This window comes from Plantactinospora sp. DSM 117369, from assembly GCF_053764795.1.
On record NZ_CM132446.1, the window covers coordinates 3,059,483 to 3,084,464 of the forward strand.

Annotated in this window: 21 protein-coding genes; 20 read left to right on the top strand and 1 reads right to left on the bottom strand. The window is 72.2% G+C overall.

Going from position 1 to position 24,982, the window contains the following annotated elements; genetic code table 11:
- The first annotated feature begins 12 nt into the window (after positions 1 to 12).
- From ACSMXO_RS13645 to ACSMXO_RS13730, 18 genes are all read left to right on the top strand, one after another.
- Positions 13 to 903 carry a carbohydrate ABC transporter permease gene (locus ACSMXO_RS13645; RefSeq protein ID WP_346257708.1) on the top strand — a complete coding sequence of 297 codons (891 nt, stop codon included), beginning with the start codon at positions 13 to 15 and terminating at the stop codon, positions 901 to 903.
- Entirely contained in the window at positions 900 to 2,177 is a 1,278-nt protein-coding gene (locus ACSMXO_RS13650) for an ABC transporter substrate-binding protein (RefSeq protein WP_455418011.1), read from the top strand. Before ACSMXO_RS13645 ends, ACSMXO_RS13650 begins: the two co-directional genes overlap by 4 nt.
- Entirely contained in the window at positions 2,174 to 3,217 is a 1,044-nt protein-coding gene (locus ACSMXO_RS13655) for an ABC transporter ATP-binding protein (RefSeq protein ID WP_455418012.1), read from the top strand. Before ACSMXO_RS13650 ends, ACSMXO_RS13655 begins: the two co-directional genes overlap by 4 nt.
- Positions 3,214 to 4,092 (top strand): carbohydrate ABC transporter permease, encoded by an 879-nt coding sequence (locus ACSMXO_RS13660; protein WP_346257705.1) that lies wholly within the window; start codon positions 3,214 to 3,216, stop codon positions 4,090 to 4,092. The genes ACSMXO_RS13655 and ACSMXO_RS13660 overlap by 4 nt, the downstream gene beginning before the upstream one ends.
- Before the next feature lie 18 nt (positions 4,093 to 4,110).
- Positions 4,111 to 4,593 (top strand): hypothetical protein, encoded by a 483-nt coding sequence (locus ACSMXO_RS13665; RefSeq protein WP_455418013.1) that lies wholly within the window; start codon positions 4,111 to 4,113, stop codon positions 4,591 to 4,593.
- Between the two features lie 134 nt (positions 4,594 to 4,727).
- Positions 4,728 to 7,127 carry a WD40/YVTN/BNR-like repeat-containing protein gene (locus ACSMXO_RS13670; protein ID WP_455418014.1) on the top strand — a complete coding sequence of 800 codons (2,400 nt, stop codon included), beginning with the start codon at positions 4,728 to 4,730 and terminating at the stop codon, positions 7,125 to 7,127.
- A gap of 157 nt (positions 7,128 to 7,284) precedes the next feature.
- On the top strand, positions 7,285 to 7,446 hold the full coding sequence (locus ACSMXO_RS13675; RefSeq protein ID WP_346257702.1) for a hypothetical protein: 162 nt from the start codon (positions 7,285 to 7,287) through the stop codon (positions 7,444 to 7,446).
- Positions 7,447 to 7,452: 6 nt separating this feature from the next.
- On the top strand, positions 7,453 to 10,104 hold the full coding sequence (locus ACSMXO_RS13680; protein ID WP_455418015.1) for a class III lanthionine synthetase LanKC N-terminal domain-containing protein: 2,652 nt from the start codon (positions 7,453 to 7,455) through the stop codon (positions 10,102 to 10,104).
- A 158-nt stretch (positions 10,105 to 10,262) separates the two neighbouring features.
- Positions 10,263 to 11,993, top strand: a complete 1,731-nt coding sequence (locus ACSMXO_RS13685) for a DUF4331 domain-containing protein (RefSeq protein ID WP_455418016.1) — start codon at positions 10,263 to 10,265, stop codon at positions 11,991 to 11,993.
- A gap of 90 nt (positions 11,994 to 12,083) precedes the next feature.
- Positions 12,084 to 13,397: a tetratricopeptide repeat protein gene (locus ACSMXO_RS13690; protein ID WP_455418017.1), complete on the top strand. Its 1,314-nt coding sequence runs from the start codon at positions 12,084 to 12,086 to the stop codon at positions 13,395 to 13,397.
- The gene (locus ACSMXO_RS13695; protein ID WP_455418018.1) at positions 13,394 to 15,010 is read left to right on the top strand and encodes a HoxN/HupN/NixA family nickel/cobalt transporter; all 1,617 of its coding nucleotides are present in this window, start codon (positions 13,394 to 13,396) and stop codon (positions 15,008 to 15,010) included. Before ACSMXO_RS13690 ends, ACSMXO_RS13695 begins: the two co-directional genes overlap by 4 nt.
- Before the next feature lie 104 nt (positions 15,011 to 15,114).
- Positions 15,115 to 15,756, top strand: coding sequence for an ECF RNA polymerase sigma factor SigK (gene sigK / locus ACSMXO_RS13700; RefSeq protein ID WP_455418019.1), 642 nt, complete (start codon positions 15,115 to 15,117; stop codon positions 15,754 to 15,756).
- Positions 15,753 to 16,493, top strand: coding sequence for an anti-sigma factor (locus ACSMXO_RS13705; protein WP_455418020.1), 741 nt, complete (start codon positions 15,753 to 15,755; stop codon positions 16,491 to 16,493). The genes sigK and ACSMXO_RS13705 overlap by 4 nt, the downstream gene beginning before the upstream one ends.
- 170 nt (positions 16,494 to 16,663) lie before the next feature.
- Complete coding sequence (locus ACSMXO_RS13710; protein ID WP_455418021.1) at positions 16,664 to 18,364, top strand: CocE/NonD family hydrolase; 1,701 nt, start codon at positions 16,664 to 16,666, stop codon at positions 18,362 to 18,364.
- Positions 18,365 to 18,538: 174 nt separating this feature from the next.
- Positions 18,539 to 19,750, top strand: a complete 1,212-nt coding sequence (locus ACSMXO_RS13715; RefSeq protein WP_346257694.1) for a helix-turn-helix transcriptional regulator — start codon at positions 18,539 to 18,541, stop codon at positions 19,748 to 19,750.
- A 295-nt stretch (positions 19,751 to 20,045) separates the two neighbouring features.
- Complete coding sequence (locus ACSMXO_RS13720) at positions 20,046 to 20,429, top strand: hypothetical protein (protein WP_455418022.1); 384 nt, start codon at positions 20,046 to 20,048, stop codon at positions 20,427 to 20,429.
- A complete protein-coding gene (locus ACSMXO_RS13725) occupies positions 20,426 to 20,560 on the top strand; it encodes a hypothetical protein (RefSeq protein ID WP_346257693.1) in 135 nt (44 codons plus the stop codon). The genes ACSMXO_RS13720 and ACSMXO_RS13725 overlap by 4 nt, the downstream gene beginning before the upstream one ends.
- Positions 20,561 to 20,977: 417 nt before the next feature.
- The gene (locus tag ACSMXO_RS13730; protein ID WP_346257692.1) at positions 20,978 to 21,385 is read left to right on the top strand and encodes an NUDIX hydrolase; all 408 of its coding nucleotides are present in this window, start codon (positions 20,978 to 20,980) and stop codon (positions 21,383 to 21,385) included.
- 22 nt (positions 21,386 to 21,407) lie between these two features.
- Here ACSMXO_RS13730 and ACSMXO_RS13735 read toward each other — a convergent pair whose 3' ends face one another.
- Complete coding sequence (locus ACSMXO_RS13735; protein WP_455418023.1) at positions 21,408 to 21,926, bottom strand: hypothetical protein; 519 nt, start codon at positions 21,924 to 21,926, stop codon at positions 21,408 to 21,410.
- 173 nt (positions 21,927 to 22,099) lie between these two features.
- On the opposite strand from ACSMXO_RS13735, the gene ACSMXO_RS13740 reads away from it, so the two are divergent.
- Entirely contained in the window at positions 22,100 to 23,683 is a 1,584-nt protein-coding gene (locus ACSMXO_RS13740; protein ID WP_455418024.1) for a phospholipase D family protein, read from the top strand.
- A gap of 270 nt (positions 23,684 to 23,953) precedes the next feature.
- Positions 23,954 to 24,961, top strand: a complete 1,008-nt coding sequence (locus tag ACSMXO_RS13745) for a 3-oxoacyl-ACP synthase III family protein (protein ID WP_455418025.1) — start codon at positions 23,954 to 23,956, stop codon at positions 24,959 to 24,961.
- Positions 24,962 to 24,982: the final 21 nt, after the last annotated feature.

The window sequence follows — 24,982 nt, forward strand, 5'->3', positions numbered from 1 at the left end:
GCGGTTCGCGGCGTGCCGGGCACCTTCCCCGGAGCGGCGTCGGGTCCGCGACGCCGCCCGGCGAGCGGTCGGACGGCCCGGACGATCGGGCGGTTCGTGGTGCCGACCCTGGTGGCGGCGCTCTTCGCCGCTCCACTGTGGTTCATGGTGGTCGGCTCGCTCCGCCCCACCGGCCTCCCGCCGCCGCGTACCCTCGAGGTCCTGCCGCCGGAGCCGACGCTGGCCGCGTACGCCCGGCTGCCCGAGCTGATCCCGCTGTTCCGCTATCTGGCAAACTCGGCGCTGGTCGTCGCGCTCGCCGTACCGCTGACGGTGCTGGCCGCCTCGCTGACCGGTTTCGGGATCCGGCTGCTCGGCCCGGCAGCCCGGCGCCGGGTGGTGCTCGGCCTGCTGGTGGTGCTGCTCGTCCCGGTCACCGCCGTCTGGGCCACCCGGTTCGAGCTGTTCCGGCTGGTCGGGGTGGTCGACACCTACCTGCCGCTGCTGGCGCCCGCCCTGCTCGCGGTGAGCCCGTTCCTGGTGCTGCTCTACGCGTGGAGCTTCGGTGGCGTACCGGAGAGCCAGCTTGAGGCGGCCCGGCTGGAGGGCGCCCGGTGGCTGTCGGTCTGGCGCCGGGTGGCGCTGCCCCAGGTACGCCCGACCACCCTGGCGGTGGCGGTACTCGCCTTCACCTACCACTGGGCCAACTTCATCGACCCGTTGCTCTACCTGCACAGCGGTGACCGCTACACGTACGCGCTCGGGTTGCAGTTCCTGCGCCTGCTGAACCCGACCGACTGGCCGCTGCTGATGGCCGGCGCTGTCGTGGCGACCCTGCCGTGTGTGCTGGTGTTCCTGCTGGCCCAGCGGATCCTGCTGGACGACGACCCGTTGGCGGCACTGAGATCTGGAGGACGCAGATGACCCGATCCTGGCGGCGCTGGGCCGCCGGCCTGCTCGTCGCCGGCCTGCTCGCCGGCTGCGGCGCGGATGATCCCGGGGAGAGCGCCGGGATCACCGTCGTGCTCTTCGGCGACGCCGAGGAGATCGCCGGCTACCGGACGATGATCGAGGCGTTCGAGAAGTCCACCCCGGACGTGGACGTCACGCTCTCCCCGGTGGCCACCCAGGACGAGCTGATGGCCCGGCTGACCACGGCGTTCGCCGGCGGCACCCCACCCGACGTCTTCCTGCTGAACTACCGCCGGTACGGCCAGTTCGCCGCGCAGGGCGCCATCGAGCCCGCGCAGTCCTATCTCGACTCCAGCCAGGCACTGGCCGAGGGCGACTTCAGCAAGGCCGCCCTGGATGCCTTCCGGTTCGACGGAAAGACGCTGACCTGCCTGCCGCAGAACCTCTCGTCACTGGTCGTCTACTACAACGCCGACCTGTTCCGCGCCTCCGGCGTGACCCCACCGAAGGCCGGCTGGACCTGGGACGACTTCCTCGGCACCGCGAAGGCGCTCACCCGGGACGGCCGGTACGGGGTGGGCGTCGAGCCGAGCGTGCCCCGGCTGGCGCCGTTCGTCTGGTCCAACGGCGGTGACCTCGTCGACGACCCCGACCGGCCCAGCACGCTCACGCTGACCGGCTCGCCGGCCACCCGCGAAGCCGTCGACTGGTTCCTCGACCTGCAACTGGTGCACCACGTCGTACCGCCGGACGCCGAGGAGCAGAGCGAGTCGAGCGAGGCGCGGTTCCTGCGCGGCACGCTCGGCATGTACCTGAACAGCCGGGTCGCGGTCCCCACCCTGCGCACCGTCGAAGACTTCGAGTGGGACGTGGCGCCGCTGCCGGTCGCGCCGGGCGGGAAACCGGCGTCGATCCTGCACAGCGACGCGTACTGCATGAGCGCCGGGCGGCCCGACCACCGCGACGCCTGGCGGTTCATCGAGTTCGCGATGGGTGCCGAGGGGCAGCGGATCCTCGCGGCGTCGGGGCGTACGGTGCCGTCCCGGCTCGACGTCGCGCGCTCCGACGAGTTCCTGAAGCCGAGCCTGCCGCCGCACTCCTCGCAGGTCTATCTCGACGCCGAGCCGCACCTGCGGGCCACCCCGCGCACCGCCACCTGGTCGCGGGTCGAACGCGAGACGGACGCCCTGCTGGAGGAGGTGTTCTACGGCCGGGTCGGCCGCGAGGAGGGGCTGCGCCAACTGGAGGAGAAGGTACGGCCGCTGTTCCGGGACCCGACCCGGTGAGTGCCGACCGGGGCGCGATCCGGCTGGAGGCGCTGGGCAAGGCGTACGGGTCGGTCACCGCGCTGCACGAGGTCGACCTCGACGTGCGGGCCGGCGAGCTGCTGACCCTGGTCGGGCCCTCCGGCTCGGGCAAGTCGACGATCCTGCGACTGGTCGCCGGACTGGACCGGCCCGACTCCGGCCGGATCCTCGTCGACGGCACCGACATCGCACCGGTACCCCCGCACCGGCGGGCCGTCGCGATGGTCTTCCAGGATTACGCCCTCTATCCGCACCTGACCGTACGCGGGAATCTGCTCTTCGGGTTGCGGGTCCGCCGGGTGCCGAGGGCCGAGGCGGACCGGCGGGCCCGGGCCGCCGCCGAGCGGCTCGGCATCGCCGACCTGCTGGACCGCTATCCCGACCAGATGTCCGGCGGGCAGCGCCAGCGGGTGGCGCTGGCCCGCGCCCTGGTCCGGGAGCCCACCGTCTATCTGCTGGACGAGCCGTTGGCCAGCCTGGACGCCCAGCTCCGGTTCGCCACCCGGGCCGACCTGCTCGCCGTGCACCGCGATCTCGGCACCACGATGGTGCACGTCACGCACGACCAGGCCGAGGCGATGACCCTCGGCGACCGGCTGGCGGTGCTGGACGCCGGCCGGGTCCGCCAGGTCGGCCCGCCGCAGCAGGTCTACGACGAACCGGCCGACCTGGTGGTGGCCGGGTTCCTCGGCAGCCCGCCGATGAACCTGGTGCCCGGCGGCGGCGTGCTCGGCGGCGCACCCGGGCTGACCGTCGGGGTACGCCCGGAGGACATCGCCATCGACCCCGACGGGCCGGTCGAGGCGACGGTGGAGGCGGTGGAGGCGCTGGGCAGCGAGGCGATCCTGCTCACCCGCTGCCCGGACGGCACCCGGCTGGCGGTCCGCACCGGACCCCGGCACGGGCTGCGGGCCGGTGCCGGACTGCGGCTGCGCCCTGACCCGCGCCGGCTGCACCGCTTCGACACCGAGACCGGCCAGCGCCGAGCAAGCGTCGCCGGGACCGGCCGACGTCGATGAGCAGGCGTTTCCGGCGTCCGCTCACCCCGTGGATGTTCCTCGCCCCGTACGGCGTCGCCGTGCTGCTGCTGATCGCGCTGCCGGCGCTGCTCAACGTCGGGTACGCCTTCACCGACCACACCGGGTTGACCCGCGACCCCCGGTTCACCGGGCTGGCCAACCTGCGTCGGCTCTTCGCCGACGACTTCTTCCTGGACAGCCTCGAGGCGTCGCTGTTCCACGTGGCGGTCTCGGTGCCGCTGCGGCTGCTCGCGGCGGTCGGGCTCGGCCTGCTGCTCGCCGCGCCCAGGCCCGGCGGCCGGTGGTTCCGGGTCGCCGTCTACCTGCCGACGGTGATTCCCGACGTGGCGCTGGCGGTGCTCTTCCTCTGGGTGCTCAACCCGCTCTACGGCCCGCTCAACCAACTCCTCGGGCTGGTCGGGCACCCCGGCTACACCTGGCTGGCCGAGCCGACCACCGCCCGGGTCGGGGTGGTGCTGATGCTGCTCTTCCCGATCGGGGAGGGCTTTCTCGTCGTCCTCGCCGCCCGCCGCCTGCTCGACGGGCGGCTCTACGAGGCGGCGGCGCTGGAGGGCTGCGGCCCGTTCGGCCAACTGCGCCGGCTCACCCTGCCGCTGCTCGCCCCGGTGCTGGTGCTGCTGGCGGTCCGGGACACGATCCTCACCCTTCAGGTCAACTTCGTGCCGGCGTACGTGCTCACCGACGGGCGCCCGGCGAACGCGACCCAGTACCTGCCGGTCTACATCTTCGACCACGCCTTCGAGTTCTCCGGATTCGCCTACGGGGCGCTGCTGACGATCGTCCTGATGGTGATCAGCGCGGCCGTCATCACTGTGCAGCTGCTCGCGGTACGACGCTGGCGGGTGCTGCGCTGACCGTGGCATCCTGCACCGATGAGATCCCGGGTGCTCGTGCTCGCCGTCGCCGTGCTGGGGCTCGCCGGCTGCGGTGGTGACGGCGGTGCGGGCGGATCGGCGGCGCCGGACCGGAACGAGGCCATGCTGGCGAACCTGCCGAGCTGCGACCGGGTGCCGATGGACGAGGGCAGCGAGGTCACCGCTGAGGTCGCCGGTCTGGTGCTGCCGGAGGGCGCCCGGGTGACGAGTACGGCCGCGCAGGGGGCGCTGACCACGGTGGAGGCGACGATCCGGCTGACCCCGCTGGACGTACGGGCGCACTACCAGGAGCGGACCGACATCGAGCTGCTCAGCGTCGAGGACGAGGTCTTCGAGTCCGAGGTGCTGCTCCGGGCCCAGCACCGGCGGATGTACCTGCGGGCCACCGCGCTCTGCGCCGACGGCACCGCGCTGACCGCCGTGGTCGGTCCCGACTCCGACGACGCGGGCCTGCCGGGGTTCCGCAGCGGCGGCGGATAGCACCCGGCCTGGGGGTTGGCCCGGAGGTCGAAATGGGACAGCGGTTCATTGACCTTGATCCGTGATCAATCTAGCCTGGCCGCACAGCGACCGGATTCGCCATCGCACTCCCGTGTGGACAGGAGAGAGCCCGCATGAAGGCCACACCCCGCCCACCTCGCCGCGGCACGGCGGTCACCGCGACCCTGGTACTGCTCGCCGCCGGCGCCCTCGCCTCCTCGTCGTCGACCTCCCTGACCCCGCAGCCCGCCGAGCAGCGCTCCCTGGCCACCAGCATGCCGACCGGGCCGATGGAGATGCCCGCCGAGTGGATGACCTCGCAGCGGCTCAGCGACGGCAGCCGGGAACTATCCGCCGCCAAGTACGTCAGGGCCCGGGGCGAGGCGGACGGGATCGCCGCGCGCAGCCGGGGCGCGTACCACGACCTGGCCCGGCAGAAGTGGCACTTCTTCGGCCCGACCAACATCGGCGGCCGGGTCGTCGACATCGCGATCGACCCGTTGGTCGACGACCAGGTCTTCATCGCCGCCGCCTCCGGCGGGATCTGGAAGTCCAGCGACGCGGGGATGACCTACGAGTCCGTCTGGCCGGGAAACTGGGTGCAGAGCATGGGCGCGGTCGCGATGACCCGCAGCGGAGTGCTCTTCGCCGGCACCGGTGAGGCACAGCCGGGCGGTGGCTCGATCACCTTCGGCGGGGACGGGGTCTACCGGTCGTACAACCGGGGCAGGACGTGGCAGCGGGTGGGGCTGACGGACAGCCACGCCATCGCCCGGTTCGCCATCGACCCGCGCAACGAGCGCCGGATCTTCGCCGCCGCCGCCGGCAACCTGTTCAAGCCGGGCGGCGAGCGGGGCGTCTACCTCTCCGAGAACGGCGGCAGCAGTTGGCGCCGGGTGCTCACCCCGCCGAACGGCACCACCGGGGCGACCGAGGTGCTGATCGACCCGACCAACCCGAACCGGGTCTACGCCGCACTCTGGGACCACCTGCGCGAGCCGCACCAGCGGACGTACGGCGGGCCGGGCTCCAGCCTGTGGCGCTCCGACAACGGCGGCCAGAGCTGGCAGCGGATGACGAACGGGCTGCCGACCGACGCCGACCAGGGCCGCTGGGGCCTGGCACTGGCGCCGAGCGACCCGAAGCGGCTCTACGCGTACGTCGGCACCGCGCTCGGCCCGTTCCGGGCGTTCTACCGCTCCGACGACGGCGGCGACACCTGGACCCAGACCCCGGTCACCGCCAACCAGGCGTCGCAGTCCACCTTCAGTTGGTGGTTCGGCAAGCTCTGGGTGGATCCGTTGGACGCCGAGCACGTCTTCCTGGCCGGGGTGAACCTGGGACGCTCGACCGACGGCGCGCAGACCTTCGCCTCGGTCAGCGGGGTGCACGCCGACCAGCACGTGATGCGCTGGGACCCGAAGGTGCCAAACCGGGCCTACCTCGGCAACGACGGCGGGATGTACCGCTCCGACGTGAACGGGGTCGGCGGCTGGACCAAGGCGACGTACGAGCCGTACACCCAGTTCTACACGGTCGACGTCGCCGAGACCGATCCGGCGCTGAAGGTGGCCGGGGCGCAGGACAACGGCTGCAACCGGGGCTACAACGGGGTGGGCGGCCCGTGGGACGCGATCGGCTGCGGCGACGGGCTCCAGGTGGTCATCCACCCCGAGGCGTCGAACATCGTCTTCGGGTGCAGCCAGTACGGCTCCTGCTACCGCTCGGAGAACAGCGGTGGCACCCCACGGCAGACCATCGGCACCAACCAGACCGTCTCGGACCGGCGTAACTGGCAGACGCCGCTCCAGTTCGACCCGAGCGACCCGGACGTCATGTACTACGCCGGCAACATCGTCAACCGGTCCACCGACAACGGCCGGACCTGGACGGCGATCAGCCCGGACCTGACCGGCGGCGGCCCGAACGACCCGAACGGCTACCCGTGGGGCACCGTCACCACGCTCGCGGCGGCGCCGACCGACGGCAGCAAGCTCTACGTCGGCACCGACGACGGCCGGCTCTGGTGGACCGACGACACCGGGCAGAACTGGCACCAGGTCGACCCGGCGGAACTCCCCGGCACCTGGGTCACCCGGGTCGCGGTGCACCCGAAGGACAAGAACATCGCGTACGCCACCTTCTCCGGCTTCCGGTCCGGCAGCGACCGCCCGCACGTGATGGTGACCCAGGACGGCGGTCGTACCTGGACGGACATCGGCCGGGGCCTGCCGGACGCGCCGGTGAACTCGGTCATCCCGACCTCCGACGGCCTGCTCGTGGTCGGCACCGACGTCGGGGTCTACCTCTCGGCGTGGAACGGCGGGGAGTGGGCGGCGCTCGGCACCAACCTGCCGCAGGCGGCCGTGATGTACCTGCGCTACCACGAGCCGACCCGGCAACTGACCGCCGCCACCTTCGGCCGGGGCGTCTACGACCTCACTGTGCCCCGGTGCCCGGGAGCGTCGACCCGACTGCCGCTGCGCAAGCCGGGCGTCGGGGTCGTCGGCGCACTCGCCTCCTGCCGGGCGTAGCGACGAGCTGAGGCTGGCCGGTGCGGGGTGTGGACGAGGGTCCACACCCCGCACCGGCGATCAGTCTGTGTATGTCTCCTCGAAATATTGACATCCGCTGGGTAACGTGCGAACTCCAGACTTCCCGCAGACCAAGGTTGGTCGGAAAGGATTGACTGTGAACGCACTGCTGTCCCTGGAGCCGCGTGACGCGGGCGCCGACGTGCCGGAGCCGGACCTGGAGTTCGCCAACGGCTACCACACCGAGCAGGACCGGACCCGCTGCGAGGGCTGCTGCATCAACGCCAGCTGGGCCATCATCCACACTCGGTCGTCCTAACCACTAGTGATTCCAAGCCAGGACCGGGCGTTCGACGTGGCCGACAACGAGATTGAGAGCTACGTCGAACGCGCCGTCCGGGACCACGCCGGGAACGGCTACCAGCTCCGGTCCGACCACACCTGGCTGATGCTCAGACCGGACGGCAAGGTGCTGCCCGAGCATGGCTGGAAGCTACACATCTCGGCGCGTCCGGCCACCTTCCCGGCTCTGGTAGAGCGACTCGTCCCTGTGCTGCTCGCCGAGGGCTGCACCTTCAAACTGGCCCGCTCACGACGGGTGCTCAGCCGGCTCAACGACGGTTTCAGCTCACCGGCGTCGGTCGGTAAGGCCTTCACCCTCTATCCGGACCAGGACCGGGTACGCGAGCTGGGAATCCGGCTGGTGGACCTGCTGTGCGGGGAGCAGGGACCGCGGGTCCTCAGTGACCGGGCCATCGATTCGGCCGCGCCGGTCTACTACCGGTACGGCCCGTTCGTCAGTTCGTGGTCAGCCGATCCGAAGGGTCGCCTGGTCGCGGTGATCCACGGACCCAACGGGGAGGAATTCGGGGGGCTGGCGACGCTGCGGTACCGGCAGCCGACCTGGACGATCGACCCGTTCACCGGCGAGCGGGGCGACCACGACGCCGGCGCGGCCCGTACGCCGACACTGCTCGGCGGTCGCTACCGGGCGGTCGCCGGCGTCTACGAGTCCGGGCGCGGCAACGTCTATCGGGCAGTCGACGAGCGGGGCGGCGCCACGGTGGTGGTCAAGCAGGCCCGGGCGCACGTCGACGAACACGACGCGGTCGGCGACACGCGGCTGCGGCTCCGCAACGAGCGGCGCATCCTCCAGGTACTCGACGGTGTGCCGGGCGTACCGCGATTCGTCGACCACTTCCGGCACGGGGTCGACGAATTTCTGGTCACCAGTGACGCCGGCCCGCGCAACCTGGTGGACAGCGTCATACTCGATGGTCCGTACCTGCCGCGGGACGCCGTCGGGCGGTCGGACGCCCGGCGCGATCTCGAACGCCTCGCCGAACAGCTCGCCGGCATCGTGCTGTCGCTGCACAGCCGCGACGTTCTGATCCGCGATCTCACCCCGCGCAACATCGTCGTGGACAGCGACCGGGTGACCCTGATCGACTTCGGCCTCGCCCACCACGACGGCGTGTACGTGCCTGGTGGCACGCCCGGGTACGCCCCGGCGCGACAGTTCCGCGACGAGCCGCCCCTGGACACCGACGACCTGCACGCGCTCGGCATGACCCTGCTGTTCGCCGCGCACGCCCTGCCCCCGGTGGACGTGGGGGATGACCGGGAGATTCCCCGGCAACGCGCCCTGCGGGCGATCCGGGCGCGCCACGGTGAACGGCCGGCGGGCGTCGTCGGCGCGATCGTCGATCTGATCAGCGGCGACGGCGACCTGGCGCGCGACGCGGCACGCCGGCTGGCCGCCGGAGAGACCACCCGGCCGGGCAGCACACCCCGAGTCCTTCCCGCCCCGCCCGATGTCACCCCGGAACTCGCCGCCGAGATCACCGGCAACCTGCTCGCGGACCTGCTCGACCAGACCCGGCGGCTCATGGCCACCCCGCCGAGCCGGTCCGCCGCGATCGACGCGAGTGTCTACAACGGCGCCGCCGGGGTGGGACTGGAGTTGCTGGAGCACCTGGACCACTCCGGGGTCGCCGACTGTCTCCGCGACCTGGTGCCGTTCACCATCCAGGCGATGACCGCGATCGACCTGCCGCCCGGGCTGATGACGGGCCGTACCGGCGTCGACCTGTTCCTGTTGTCCGCCCAGCGGCGCGGCTTCGACCTCGGGCCGGGGTATCCGGGTCCGCACCTGCCCGCCGCCGACTGGGCGCCGGAGGACGAGGACCTGATGTCCGGCGCCGCCGGGGTCGGGCTCGGCCATGTGTTGCTGCACCGGGCGACAGGCGATCCGGCGCATCTCGCCGTGGCCCGGCGGTGCGCCGAGTTCGTGCTGCGGCGACCGGTTCCGGTCACGAGGACCGAAGCCGATCTGCTGCCGGCACCGGCCGCCGTCGAGCAGTCGGCCGGCCGGGCGCACGGCCTCGCCGGTACGACGGAGCTCCTGCTCGGCGTCGGCACCGCCCTCGGCGACGACAGCCTGATCGCCGGGGGAGCCGAACGTGCCCGGGCGCTCGCCCGCCGGGCGCGATCGTTGGCCGAGCGGATGCGCGGTCCGATCGCGGCCTCGATCGCGGTGTCCTGGTGCCAGGGTCTCAGCGGCATCACCGAGACCCTGTGGTACGCGGGACGCGTCCTGGACGACGCGGAACTGGCCGACCTCGCCCGCCACCTCGCGGACGTCTGTACGGCCTTCCTGCCCAGGGTGAGCGTGCCGGTCCAGTGTTGTGGCAGCGCCGGCGTCGGCAACATGCTGATCGACCTTGCCATCCAGGACGCCGACCCGCGCTACTGGGACGCGGCCAGCGCGGCGGGGGCGCAGATGCTGCTGCGCGGCGCCGGTACGGATGGACATCCGATCTTCGTGGTCGACGATCCGGCGGAGAATTCGGCCTCGTGGGCCTTCGGAGTCGCCGGCTTCCTCAGTTTCTTCCGGAGACTCTCCCGGCGCGGCGGCATCGCTGGCCTGCCGTTGTCCGGCTGGGCTGACCAGGTGTCGCGGAACCAGAGCAGGTAGCCGGGCCCGGTGCGGCGCGGTGGCCGGGCGCCCTATTCGGAGCCGGTCCCGGCGCGGATGGGTGGCTGACGGGAAACTCACAGTGGGCCATCAGGGAGGCGCCCTCCTCCGAATCCTCGGCAGACGACACCAGCGTCTGCACCGAGAGTGGAGGAAAGATGACCACGACACCTGGCCCGGCGTCACGGCGCCGGCCCGCGCGGCGGATGACCACGGCACTGGCCGCCGCGACCTGCGTCGCCCTCGCCGGTGCGGTGGCCGGCCTCGGGCCGACCACCGCCGGGGCGTCCAGCCACCGCGAGGCGCCGCTGGTCGCCACGGACCCGGCGATCGACAACACCGACCTGTACGCCTTCGTCAGTCCCGAGCGCCCGGGCTACCTCACGTTCATCGCCAACTGGACACCGTTCGAGGAGCCGAACGGGGGACCGAACTTCTACCCGTTCGCGACCGACGCGGCGTACAACATCAAGGTCGACAACGACGGTGACGCCAAGCCGGACGCGACGTTCCGGTGGACGTTCCAGAACGTCGACCGGCGGGGCGGCTCGACGTTCCTCTACAACAACGGCCCGGTCACCGCGCTGGACGACGAGAACCTGCTGTTCCGGCAGACCTACAAGCTGGAGTCGTCGTTCGACGGCGAGCCGTTCAAGACCCGGGTCACCGGCGGGCCGGTCGCACCGTCCCGGGTCGGCAACGCCGCCATGCCGGATTACGCCAAGCTGCGCCGGGACGCCACCACCACGCTGCCCGGCGGCTGGAAGGTCTTCGCCGGCCAGGCCGACGACCCGTTCTTCCTGGACCTGCGGGTCTTCGACCTGCTCTACGGCGGGGACCTCAGTGAGACCGGCCAGGACACCCTGGCCGGCTACAACGTCAACAGCATCGCCCTCCAGGTGCCGTTCTCGGACGTGGCGCTGCGCGGCGACCCGAAGCGCAACCCGGTGATCGGCGTCTGGGCGACCACCGACCGGCCCCGGGTGCGGATCTCCGGCAAGGTCGGCGAGGTGCCGCGCGGCGGCGACCGGGTGCAGGTCTCCCGGCTGGGCAACCCGCTGGTCAACGAGGTGGTGGTGCCGGCGAAGCTGAAGGACGCGTTCAATTCGCTGCCGCCGGAGAAGGACGCCACCATCCCCGAGGTGGTGGCCCGGGTGACCAACCCCGAGCTGCCCCGGTTGATCGAGACCAGCTACGGCGTACCGGCTCCGGCGACGCCCCGGCAGGATCTCGTGGAGATCTTCCTGACCGGGATCACCACGAGGACACCGGACGGCCCGATCAAGGTCGACCTCAACTCGCAGCTCAACAACCAGGACGTGTCGCCGGGCCGGTTCCAGCCCGCCGAGATGCTCCGGCTCAACCTGTCGACGCCGGTCGCCGCGACGCCGAACCGGCTGGGCGTACTCGGCGGCGACCTACAGGGCTTCCCGAACGGGCGGCGGCTCACCGACGACGCCGTGGACATCGCGATCCAGGCCGTCGAGGGGGCGGCGCAAACCGGCAAGCTGGTCGACGCGCTCGCCGCCGGAGACCGGGTGGACGCGAACGACAACCGGTTCGGCGGCTCCTTCCCGTACCTGGCCCTGCCGAACGTCGGCGCGGTCAACAAGGGCGGCGGCACCGGAGCCGGCGCCGGGGCGGCTCCGGACGGCGGCGACCAGGCCGACGGGTCGCCGCAACCCGCCGACCCGTCGGTGACCCCGGGCAGCCTCGCCGGACTGGCCAGCCGGGACGGCGGCGACACCCCCGCGACGATGGTCGCGACCACCGTCGCCTGGGGGCTGGCCGGGGTGGCCGCCGCGCTCGGCACGCTGCTGCTGGTCGGCTGGCTGCGCTGGCGTCGCCGTCCCGCGCCGGTCGACTCCGAACCCACCCAACCGCTGTAGCACCCCGGCCCCGGAGGCATGGCGGGTCGCGTGCCGGCCATGCCCCGGGCCCGGAGACCGAAGGAATCGCGGAGGAGAGGAAGCGGAGAGATGAGGCGGCTACTGCGGATCCGGGTCCGTTCCCTGGTGGTGCTGGGACTGGCCACCGTGCTGCTGCTCGGCGTCGGCGGGGTGCTCGGGCTCCGTGCACCGGCACCGGCGGCGGTCACCGGCGAGGTCGTACCCCGGGTCGACCGGCTTGCCGTGACGATCGACCGGGCGCAGGAGCAGCTCCGCCGGGTCCCCGGCGACCACCGGAGCTGGGCGGCGCTCGGCCTGGCGTACCTGGAGAAGTCCCGGATCACGGCGGACCCGAGCTGGTTCGGCAAGGCCGAGGGGGCACTGCGCCGGTCCCTCGCGGTACGCCCGGACGGCAACGACCCGGCGCTGGCCGGGCTCGGCGCCCTGGCGAACGCCCGGCACGACTTCGCCGGTGCCGCCCGGCACGCCCGGCAGGCGTTGCGGGTCAATCCGTACAGCGCGGAAGCGTACGCGGTACTCGCCGACGCCGAGACCCAGTTGGGCCGGGCCGACGCCGCGACCGAGGCGGTGCAACGCCTGCTCGACCTGCGCCCCGGGCTGACCGCGCTGACCCGGGCCGCCTACGACCGGGAGCAGCGCGGCCGGATCTCCGAGGCGACCGCCCTGCTGCGGCAGGCCCTCGACACCGCTCTCGATCCGGCCGATGTGGCCTTCTGCCGCTACCACCTCGGCGAGCTGGCCTGGAACGCCGGCGACCTGGCCGGCGCGGAGCGGGAGTACGCCGCCGGCACCGCCGCCGATCCCGGCTACCTGCCGCTGCTCCAGGGCCGGGCGAAGGTGGCCGCCGCCCGGGGCCGGTTCGACCAGGCCGTCGCCGGCTACGCCGACCTCATCGCCCGGTCACCGACCCCCGGCTACCTCCTCGAATACGCCGACCTGCTCGACGCCGCCGGCCGGAGCGCCGAGGCCGACGCGCAGCGAGAGCTGGCGCACGCCGCGCACCAGCTCTTCACCGCCAACGGCGGCACCGACGCCCTGACCGGGGCGGCTCTCGCGCTGGCCCGGTCCCGTCCGGCCGAGGCGCTGACCCTGGCCCGCCGGGAGTGGCAGCGGCGGCAGTTCGCCGAGGTCGCCGACCTACTCGGCTGGGCGCTGCACGCGAACGGGCGGCACGCCGAGGCACTCGGCTACGCCCGGCGCGCCGAGTCGCTGGGCGCCCGGAACGCCCGGTACGCCTACCACCTCGGAATGATCGAACTCGCCCTGGGGGACCGGGCGGCCGCCCGGCGCGACCTGGGGCGGGCGCTCGACGTCAACCCGTACTTCTCCACACTGGACGCGCCGGCCGCCGCCCGCGCCCTCGCCGGACTGGGGTCAGCATGAGACGGATCGCGCTACTGGTCGTCGTCGGACTCTCGCTGGGGCTGGCCGGTGCGCTGGCCGCCCCGCCGCGCCCGGCCGGCGCCCACCCGCTGGGCAACTTCTCGGTCAACCAGTCGGCGGCGGTGGAACTCCGCCCCGACCGGGTCGTGGTGGCCGCCGAGGTCGACCTCGCCGAACTGCCGACGTTGCAGGAGTCCGGCACGGTCGACTCGAACGGTGACGGCAGCGCGAGCGGTCCGGAACGCGCCGCGCACGCCGTCGCGAGCTGCGCCGGGCTGGCCCGGGACTTCGAGGTCACCGTCGCCGGCCGCCGGCTGGGCTGGGCGGTCGGCGACACCGCCTTCGAGTACGCCTCCGGTGCCGCCGGGCTGCCCACCAGCCGGCTACGGTGCCGGCTGACCGCCGACGCCGTACTCGGCTCCGCGACGACGGTCGAGATCGTCAACCGGTACCGGGTCGACCGGGTGGGCTGGCGCGAGCTGACCGCCGTCGGCTCCGGGGTGCGGATCGTCGACTCGCCGCTGCCGGTGGCGAGTGTGAGCGAGGGGCTGCGGGCGTACCCGGAAGACCTGCTCAGCTCCCCGCTGGACGTACGCGCGGCGCGGCTGCGAGTGGAGCCGGGTGCCTACGGCGGTGCTGCGGGTCCGGGGGCCGCGACGGTGGACGGCATCGCGGCGCCCACCTCCGGCGAGTCGTCCTCGGCCGTCGCCGGCTGGACGGCGGCTGCCGAGCGGCGGTTGCGTGACCTGGTCGGCAGCCGGCAGGTGACGCCGCTGGTCGGGACGCTCGCCGTGCTGCTCGCCCTGGTGCTCGGCGCGGCACACGCCGCACTGCCCGGCCACGGCAAGACGGTGATGGCCGCCTACCTCGCCGGTCGGGCCGGCCGGCCGAGGGACGCCGTGGCGGTCGGCGCGACCGTGACGCTGACGCACACCGGCGGGGTGCTGGTGCTCGGCCTGCTGCTGACCACGGTCGCCGGGCTGGTCGGCGAGACCGTGCTCGGCTGGCTCGGCGTGGTCAGCGGCGGCCTGATCGCGGTGGTCGGCGCGGGCATGCTGCTCGATCTCGTCCGCCGTCGTCGCGCCCGCTCGGCAGTCGACCACCACCGAACCCACGCCAACGCCTACGGACACGATCAGCCCCATGCCCATGCCCATGCCCATGCCCATGGCCACGGGCACGGGCACGACGACACGCACGGCCACACCCACGAGAATGACCACCCGCACGGCCACGGGGCGGGGCAGCACCACCACCATCACCACGGAACCAGCCGGCTTGGCATCCTGGGGCTCGGCGTCTCCGGTGGACTGGTGCCCAGCCCGTCCGCCCTGGTGATCCTGCTCGGCGCGATCGGCCTCGGGCGTACCGGATTCGGGGTGTTGCTCGTGATCGGCTACGGCCTCGGCATGGCCGCCACGCTGACCGCCGCGGGCCTGCTGGTGGTCCGGCTGCGGGAGCGGTGGGACCAGCGGCGGCGGCGCGACCGGGTGGCCCTGCGCTGGGTCCGGCTGACGGCGCTCGCCTCCGCCGCACCGCTCGGCACGGCCGGGCTGGTGCTCGTCGTCGGGCTGGTCCTCGCCGGCCGTGCCCTGGGCACCGTCGCCGTCTAGTGACCGGGCCCGGATACCGGCAGATCCGTGGATACCGATCCGGCGGATCGTCGTGTCCAATACCACTCGTGGTCCGGGCGGACCACCGAAGGAAGGCTGGTGCCATGACGGATCCCAGCGGCGCGCGGCGCCGGCCCGACCACCTCACCCCGGTACCCTCACCCCGGCCGGAGCCGGACGCGGGGCGGGCTGAGGCGGACGGGCTGCTGCGGGCGGTGGCCCTCGGCGACGAGGCGGCGTTCGGCCGGCTCTACGACCTGGTGGCCCCCCGGGTGTACGGGCTGGTCCGCCGGGTGCTGCGGGATCCCGCGCAGGCCGAGGAGGTCGCCCAGGAGGTACTGGTCGAGGTGTGGCGCACGGCGACCCGGTTCGACCCGGCGCGCGGCTCGGCGACGAGCTGGATCTGCACCATCGCGCACCGCCGGGCGGTGGACCGGGTCCGGGCCGAGCAGGCCAGTGCCGAGCGTCAGGTCAGGGTCGCCACGAGCCCGGCCGAGACCCCGCACGACGAGGTGCCGGACCAGGCCGCCCGCCGGCTGGAGCAACAGCAGGTACGCCGCTGCCTCGGTGACCTGACCGAGCTGCAACGCGAGGCGATCACCCTCGCCTACTACGCCGGGCACACCTACCGGGAGGTCGCGGAGCTGCTCGGCGCGGCGCTGCCGACGGTGAAGACCCGGATGCGGGACGGGCTGATCCGGTTGCGGGACTGTCTCGGCGTACTCGGGGTGGAGGTGACGAGGTGAGCGACATCCACACGCTGGTCGGGGCGTACGTGCTGGACGCCGTCGATGACCTCGAACGGGCCGCCTTCGACCGGCACCTGGCCGACTGTCCGTCCTGCGCGACCGAGGTCGGCGAGCTGCTGGAGACCGCCGCGCGGCTGGCCGACGGTGCATGGTCGGTGCCGCCGCCACGGCTGAGGGCCGAGGTGCTGGCCCAGGTGTCCCGGACCCGTCAGGAGCGACCGGGGCCCAGGCCGGGCCGGGACGGCCGGAGTGTGCTGTCCCGGTGGCGTACGGTCACCGCCGCTGCCGTCGCCGCCGCCGTACTGGCGGTGGCCGCCGGGGTGACCAGCTACCTCGTGCAGCAGCAGCGGGTACGCGACGAGCGGGCGGCCACCGTCGCCGCCCGGGCCGAGCTGGACCGGATGCAGGAGATCCTCGACCAGCCGGACCTGGTGGTCCGGCGCAACGGGCTGACCGGCGGGGGACGGCTGACCGTCCTCAGTTCCCCGGGCCGGGACGCCGGAGTCGTGCTGCTGGCCGGTGCACCCCCGGTCCCGGCCGACCGGGCGTACCAGTTGTGGCTGATCGAGGGGACGACCCCTCGGCCGGCCGGGGTGCTGACGGCCGGGGCCGGCGACGACAGCGCCGTGCTGGCCGGACTGTCGCGGATGAACGGGGTCGCGGTAACCGTCGAACCGGCCGCCGGCTCGGCCCAGCCCACCACGTCGGTGCTGACCAGCGTGCCACTCGACTGAACGCGCGACCGCCCCGGACCGTCGGGTCGTCACCGCCGCCGCGTCCCGGCGCGGATGCCGTCCGCATCACGAACATCACATCGACTTCCGTCAGATCGCGCTAGGTCGATATGGTGGCGCCACGTGTCCGGTACGGGGGAGGGACCATGCGCTATCGCGTTGGCACAGCCATGTCCAGATCGTTCGCCGCCGCCCTGTTGGCCGGGGCGATGACGGCGGGAGGCGTGCTGGTCGGCACGGCGCCGGCCACTGCCGCGCCGCCCGGCCTGGTGATCGAGAACGGCGCCACCCAGCCGGTCTTCGCCAGGGACGCGGCGATCCAGGAGACCGTCTACGTCAACTCTGGAATGGACAGTGACGGCGACGGCTCGACCGACCGGATCGCGGTGCAGGTGATCCGTCCCGAGGAGACCGAGACCGGGCTCCAGGTGGCGACGGTGATGCACGCCAGCCCGTACTTCGGGGACAGCACCGCGCCGCGCGGCAACCTGATCGTCCCGGCACACTTCACCGCCTGGTACGACGACTACTTCGTGCCGCGCGGCTACGCCGTCGTCGAGGTCGACATGCAGGGCACCGCCGGATCGGACGGCTGCGCCACCATCGGCGGCCCGGAGGACGTCCGCAGCGCGAGCGCGGCGATCGACTGGCTAAACGGGCGCGCCACCGCCACCTACTCCGACGGTACGCCCGCGGTCGCCGACTGGAGCACCGGTTCGGTCGGCATGATCGGTGTCTCGTACGCCGGCACCCTGCCGATCGCGGTCGCCGAGACCGGCATCGACGGGCTGGAGACGATCGTCCCGATCGCCAGCATCTCCGCCTGGTACGACTACGCCCGCGCCCAGGGAATCGCGTACGGCGGCTTCGGCAGCCGCTACCCCGAATCCCTGGCCCGGTACGTCTCCTCGCCCGCGCACGACGCCGAGTGCGCCGCCCGCTACACCGCCCTCGGCGACGCGGCCGACGACGCGACCGCCGACCTGAACGCCTTCTGGCAGCAGCGTGACTACCGGGACGGGGCGGCCTCGGTGGACGCCTCGGTCTTCCTGGTCCACGGCCAGCAGGACGGCAACACCAAGACCACCCAGTTCGGCCGGTACTGGGACGCCATCGCCGCCCAGGGCGTGCCGCGCAAGCTGTGGCTGCACGACGGGGCGCACACCGACCCGTTCGGCAGCGACCTGGTCGGGCGGGACACCGTCGGCCGCTGGATGGACTACTGGCTCTACGACATCGCCAACGGGATCATGGACGAGCCGCAGGCCACCATCAAGCGGCCCGGCGGCGCGACGAACACCTACCCGAGCTGGCCGGGGACGGTCACCTCGACCGACTTCTACCTCGGCGGGCCGGGCACCGGCGCCGCCGGCACCCTGCTGACCTCGCCCGGTCCGGCGGTCAACCAGTCGTTCACCGACAGCCGGGGCCAGTTCGAGTTCGCGATGACCAGCCAGCCGGAGACCGCCAAGCCGAACCGGTTGGTCTACCTCGCCCCGGCGCTGACCACCGCCCGTCGGCTGGCCGGGGCCGGCACGGCGGAGGTCCGGTTCAGCGCCACCTCGACCAGTACGCCGTTGACCGCCCTGCTGGTGCACTACACCGACGGGGCGCCGACCCGGGTGGTGAGCCGGGGCGCCATCGACACCAAGAACCACAGCTCGCTGACGACCGGTACGCCGCTGACCCCGGGCACCGCCTACACGGTGACGATCCGGCTGGAGCCGAAGGACTACATCTTCCCGGTCGGCAGCCGGATCGGGTTGGTGCTGGTCGCCAACCACGGTGAATACCTGACCACGGACATGTCGGCCGCCGGGGTCACCGTGCAGCTCTCGCCGAGCCGGCTCACCCTGCCGTTGACGAGCTGACGGCTGCGGCGGGGCAGTGACGCGTCAGACCCGGCTGGAACATCATCTACGCCTTGTCGTACATGATGTTCCAGCCGGGGAGTAGTGGCGGCGGACCGGATACGTTCCTGGCGCTGCTGGCTGAGTCCGCGTACCGTCGGGTACACGATGTACCCAATGCGGTGAGGTGGCGCCATGACCGATCAGACCGAACCCACACCAGGCATGCGGGTCGAGCGTCTACGCCGCGCGGCGGGACTGTCCCGGGAACGTCTCGCCGGGCTCGCCGGGCTCTCCCCGACGACCGTCAAGTTCATCGAGAACGGCAAGCGGTCCCTGACCCTGCGCGCCGCGCAGCAGATCGCACCCCACTTGGGCGTCCGGGACCTCGGCGACCTGTTCGGTCCGGCCGTCACCCTGTCCCTTGACGGTCGACCCACCCACCCCGGAGTCGAGGATGTCCGCCGAGCGTTGACCGCGTGGCACGTCAACATCGACGGCGTACCCGCCTCGCCGGAGTATCTGCGGGGCGCGGTTGATTCGGCGTGGCAGACATGGCACACCTCCCGGCATCAGCGGTCTGAGGCGGGCGCGATCCTGCCCGGCCTGCTCGACGCCACCCAGCGCGCCGTGCGGCTGCACGCCGGAGCAGAGCGGCGTCAGTCGCTCGCCATGCTGGCCCAGTCGTACCACCTCGCCCAAGCGTTCTTGGCTTGGCACGGCGACCGCGAACTGTGCTGGCTGACTGTCGACCGGGGCATGGCGGCCGCCCTCGACGCCGACGATCCGATCGCCGTCGCGCAGGCCATCTGGTACGCCGCCCACCTGCTCCGGTCCGTCGGCCGCGGCGACGAGGCGCTTGCCCGGCTCGGCGAAGCGAAGGCGCTCATCGAGCCGCGCGTTGCGGACGGGCCGGTCGAGTATGCCGAAATACTGGCCGACCTGCACCTGTGCTCGGCGTTGACCCGGGCACGGACCGGAGATCAGGGCGCCTGGTCGGATTGGGAGACGGCCCGGAACGTGGTGCATCGAGTACTGCCGGAGAACTTCGTCGGTTTGCGCACCCGGGTCTCCCGGCCACTGGTCGACGTCTACGCGGTGATGTGCGCCGTCGACCTCGGCGACCCGGAGGAAGCCCAGCGGCGGGCGCACTCGCTCGACCCGGCGTCGATACCTTCGACGGAGCGACGCGGGCGACACTACGTCGAACTGGCCCGGAGCGCGGACATCGAGGGCGCGCGGGAAGCGACCCTTCATCTTCTTCACAAGGCTGACGCGACTTCGCCGGAGACGGTCAGATACAACCCTGCGGCCCGGGACATGTTGGCCCGACTGGCTACCGAGGCCCCGGCGTCGATCCGGTCCGAGGCGGTTGAGCTGGCTCAACGAGCCGGAGTTACTCCGTAAGGGGTACGCCGTGTATCCGGGTACGTGACGTACCCCTCACCCAGTTGCGCGGTATCTACGGTGACTGCACGGTCGCGGCGCGGATGTCGGACGGGCGGGTGCCCTCAGGTACCGCGTAGCTGTTCATCCCACCGTGACCGCCCTCACTGGACGCGGCTCCGCAAGCCTGCCGCGTCCGCCGGGCGACACCCTTCCCCCGTTGGGTGCCGCCCGTCCAAGCGGGGCGTGGCGGCCGGAACGGGTTCAGTAGAGGGACCCGGCCGCCATGCCTCCCCGGTTCGACTGGGAGGGACCGATGGGCACGCTGGGAAGGTGGAAGTCCGCTCTCGACGAGTACCGGGCCGACCGGATCTGTGAACGAGCGCAGGCCGAGGAAGACGCCGAAGCGGCCCGCGCCAAGAAACGCGTGCTCGAAGCGGTCCTGGTCCAGCGGATCCCGGCGGGCCTCGTACTTCGCCTCGAACCCACGGACTGGCTGGAACTGATCTCCCCGGCTCTCGACCGCCGACCCCACGTGGTCGTCTCCACGACCCATGGACCGATCACGTATCGGGGGGATGTCGGCTGGCTGCGGGTGTGGGGACACTCGCCCTGGTGCGGCAGGTACCCCGACCACGGTCCGTGCATCACCCTGATGGTCCGGGTCGGCGCCATCCTCGACGCCATGGCCGCCAGATGAAGTACGTCGTGGTGAGGCTGGTCGATCTGCTGCTCGATGCACTCTGGTGGGTGGTCAACGAGCTGCACGGCGTTCGGGACTACCGGCTCGAAGCGGGCCGCTGGCGCCGCGTGGATGGACCCGACCGATGAGCGGCGGGATCGCTGGGGACTGGAGCCCTGCGATCGAGTACTCCGTCGCCCGACTGGCGAGCGACGTGCACGACCGCGGCGGAAGGTGCCTCAACTGCACGCCGGAGGGCTGCCCGGTCCCGCTCTGGGCGGCCGACGTGCTGCGGCGAGAAGCAGCCGTCCGGCTCCTGCGCTCGGGCACGCTGCCCGAGGATGCGACCCTTGACTACCTCCGGGCGGCCCTGGCGCGTGTCCGATGACCGGCACGACGATCTGTATGCCCTGTTGGCTGGCCGTCCGGCCGCCGCTGTCGAGCGACACCCCGCACGACTGTCCCGGAGCGGTCGTCGGCGACGGCCCAGAGGTTGCTGTCAAGAGGTGTGTGTGCCCGGTGTGCTGGCCGGAGGCTCCTGCATCGGAGGCGTTGAGGGAGTCATCGTGAACCAGCGATATGACCGAGCGTTGATCGCTGCTGCCGTCATCGTGGACGACGGCCGGGTGTTGCTGGTGAGGCGGCGTGTGAACGAAGGTCAGCTCTCGTGGCAGTTTCCGGCGGGGGAGGTGGAACCAGAGGAGTCCGCCGAGGAGGCCGCAGTCCGGGAAACCGGCGAAGAGACCGGCCTAACGGTCCACTCGGTGCAGCGCCTCGGCGAGCGCATCCATCCCGCGACGGGACGCAAAATGGTGTACGTCGTGTGCCGGGTGCTGAAGGGGACGGCATACGTCGCGGACGAGGAGGAGCTTGTCGAGCTTGCCTGGTGTAACCGGAGCCTGCTCGTGGAGTACGTGCCGTATCCGTTTTATGGCCCGGTCCAGGCCTATTTCGACCTGCACCTAGACGACTAGCAGCACTTGGCCGCCTGTTCGGTCATGCAGCGGGTGCTTTGACCACCAACGGGGTGCCATCGGTCAGCACGCGAAGGATGGCTGCGGTCGTTCGCGGCGGTCCGTCACCCGGGCAGTCTTGCCAAGCAACGATTGTGGCTCGGGAGGCCAGGGTGGAGAACCACTCGCCTTCGCACTTTGGCTTAGGCCTCTTCCACATGTCCTCTTCAGCGAACGTGGGGTCATTCAACAGCGAGTGCAGGTCGCGAATCTGGATTTCGTTGAGTTTGCCAGAGGTTGTCTTGTCATCACCCGCGCAGTTGTGACACTCCCATGCTCCGTGAGGCTCTACTTCCAGACGCTCCGACCAGTTAGTGCCGGGGTCCGAATCATGGCCGGCGGATACGATGACCCGTGGAATCATCAGAACAGTAGGGGACGGCCCCGGAGCAGAAGTTGCCGAAGTTGCTGAGTGCTCCTGCGCCGGCTCTGCCCCCGCGCATGCTGAAACGGTGAAGGCCAAGGCGCAGGTGAGGAAAAGACCGATTCGATACTTGGTCACGACGTGGGACAGTAGCGCCAGGCACCCCATCCTTCAAAGCCGCCATCTGGACTACCCGTTCAAGCCGCCAGGACGGTAGGGCGAGTCCGTCGTACTGGCCGAGTGCCGCGTACGGGATGCGGGTGGGCGGCGCCCGTCCTACCGTGAGGTGATCGCCTAGCGGAAGGTGCCGCGTGCCTGTTCAGGACTGGTTTCTCAGCGAGGCGGAGCGGGACAACCCCGACTCCGCCCTCCCGGTGTGGACGGAGGGCAACCTGGCCGAACCACTGATCCACGGCGCCACCTACTTCGACCGGCTCGCCACCGAGGTCGAAGCCCTCGAAGAAGGCGACCACGTCTTCTTCACCGACTGGCGGGGCGACCCGGACGAGCGGCTGCGCGACGACGGCCCCACCATCGGCGGGCTGCTCTCCGCCGCCGCCCGGCGCGGCGTCGTCGTCAAGGGCCTGATCTGGCGCTCCCACCTCGACCGGTTCACCTACAGCGAGGAGGAGAACCGGCACCTCGGCGAGGCGGTCGAGGCGGCCGGTGGCGAGGTACTGCTCGACCAGCGGGTCCGGCGTGGCGGCTCGCACCACCAGAAGTTGGTCGTACTCCGGCATCCGGCCGAGCCGGAGCGGGACGTCGCGTTCGCCGGCGGCATCGACCTGTGTCACAGCCGGCGCGACGACGCCGACCATCGCGGCGACCCGCAGGCGGTGCGGATGGCCAGGGCGTACGGCGACCGCCCGCCCTGGCACGACGTGCAGCTCGCGCTGCGCGGCCCGGTCGTCGGTGCGCTCGACCTCACCTTCCGGGAGCGCTGGACCGACCCGGCGCCGCTGGACCAGCACGGGCCGATCAGCACGGTACGCGACAAGCTTGACGGCGCGGACCTGCACGCCGACCGGCTGCCGCCGCAGCCGCCCGACCCGCCGCCCTGTGGACCGCACCGGATCCAGCTGCTCCGCACCTATCCGGCGATGCGGCCGGCCTACCGCTTCGCCAGGTCCGGCGAGCAGAGCGTCGCCCGTGGCTACACCAAGGCGATCAAGCGGGCCCGTCGGCTGGTCTACCTGGAGGACCAGTATCTCTGGTCCCGGGAGGTGGCGAAACTCTTCGCCGACGCGCTCCGGGACAACCCCGACCTGCACCTGGTCGCCGTCGTGCCCCGGCATCCGGACGTGGACGGTCGGCTCGCACTGCCACCCAACCAGGTCGGTCGGGAGCAGGCCATCGCACTGTGCCGGGAGGCCGCCGCGGACCGGGTGCACGTGTACGACGTGGAGAACCACGCCGGCATCCCCGTCTACGTGCACGCCAAGGTCTGTGTGGTGGACGACGTCTGGTGCAGCGTCGGCAGCGACAACTTCAACCGGCGCTCCTGGACCCACGACAGCGAACTCTCCTGCGCCATTCTCGACGACACCCACGACGAGCGGGCGCCCCGCGACCCGGCCGACCTCGGCGACGGGGCCCGCCGCTTCGCCCGTGAGTTGCGGCTGGCCCTGCTCCGCGAGCACCTGGACCGCACCTCCGGCGACGACGCCGATCTCCTCGACCCGGATTCGGCGGTCGACGCCATCGACGCCGCCGCCAACGCGCTGCGGGACTGGCACGCGGGCGGCCGGCGGGGTCCCCGGCCGCCGGGGCGGCTGGTCCCGCACGAGACGAGCCGGCTGCCGTGGCACCAGCGGCTCTGGGCGGTCCCGGCGTACCGGCTGGTCTACGACCCGGACGGGCGAGCCTGGCGGGACCGCCGCGCCGGCACCTGGTAGACCAGAGCGGGGAACGGAGGTCGGCAGGCAGATCACCGAGATCGTCGCGTTCCACGACACTGCCTCGCCGCCCGAGACTGGACGAGGCGCTGGTCTGCGGCGTGCCAATCCCGTGTATCTCGGCGCCGATCCCGTGTATCTACCGGTCCTCTGTGGAAGATCGACTTATATCGTCGGTTAACTGGGTCAGCTTGTCGGCCGCCATCCCACCGCCGGTGACCGTCCGGCGTGTCGGGGACGCGCGCCCGGCTCCGGGGGACGGGGAGGGTCATGGGAATCTACGGCGGCATAGGCGTGCTCGGAACCGGCAGCCACCTGCCGGACCGGGTCCGGACGAACGAGGAGGTGGCCGCCGCCTGCGCGGTGTCCACAGGATGGATCGTGGAGCGTACCGGCGTGCGGCGCCGGCACGCCGCCGCTGCCGGCGAGGCCACCTCGGACCTGGCGGTCGCGGCGGGCGGCCGGGCGCTGTCCGACGCCGAGCTGAGGCCGGACGAGATCGGCCTGCTGGTGGTCGCCACCTCCATGCCGGACGACTTCGGCCCGTCCACCGCCTGCCGGGTGCAGGTCCGGCTCGGCGCCAGCAGGGCCGCCGCCTTCGACCTCGGTGCGGCCTGCACCGGCTTCTTCTACGCGCTGCGGGTCGCGCACGACTGGCTGGTGGCCACCGGTGGCGGCGAGGGGTACGCGCTGGTCATCGGCGCGGAGAGCTACTCGCGGTTCGTGGATCCGGCGGACCGGGCCACCGCCGTACTCTTCGGCGACGGCGCGGCGGCGGCCGTACTCGGCCCGGTCCGCCCCGGGTACGGCTTCTCCGAATTCAGCTGGGGCGCCGACGGTAGTCAGGCGGACCACGTACTGGTGCCGGCCGGTGGCAGTCGCCGGCCGGCGACCGGGCAGACGCTCGCCGACGGCGCGCACTACCTGCGGATGGACGGGCGGGCGGTGGCGGCGTTCATCGCCGACGTGTTCCCGCGGCTGCTGGCCAGCGGGGTCCGTTCCGGCGGTGTGAAGCTCGCCGACGTGGACGTGTTGATCTCGCACCAGCCGAACCCGGCGCTGCTGCGCCGGGTAGCCGAGGCGGCCGGGGTACGCCCGGACCAGTTGCACATCATCGGCGACCGGGTCGGCAACCTGGGCGCGGCGTCGATCGCCTACGCGCTGGCGGACGCGGCCGAGCGGGGCCGGCTGGCCGACGGCAGCCTGGCCCTGCTGACCGGATTCGGCGCCGGTGTCACCTGGGGATCGGTCATGCTCCGCTGCGGGGGTTCGCGATGAGCGACGGCATCGGATCCGGCC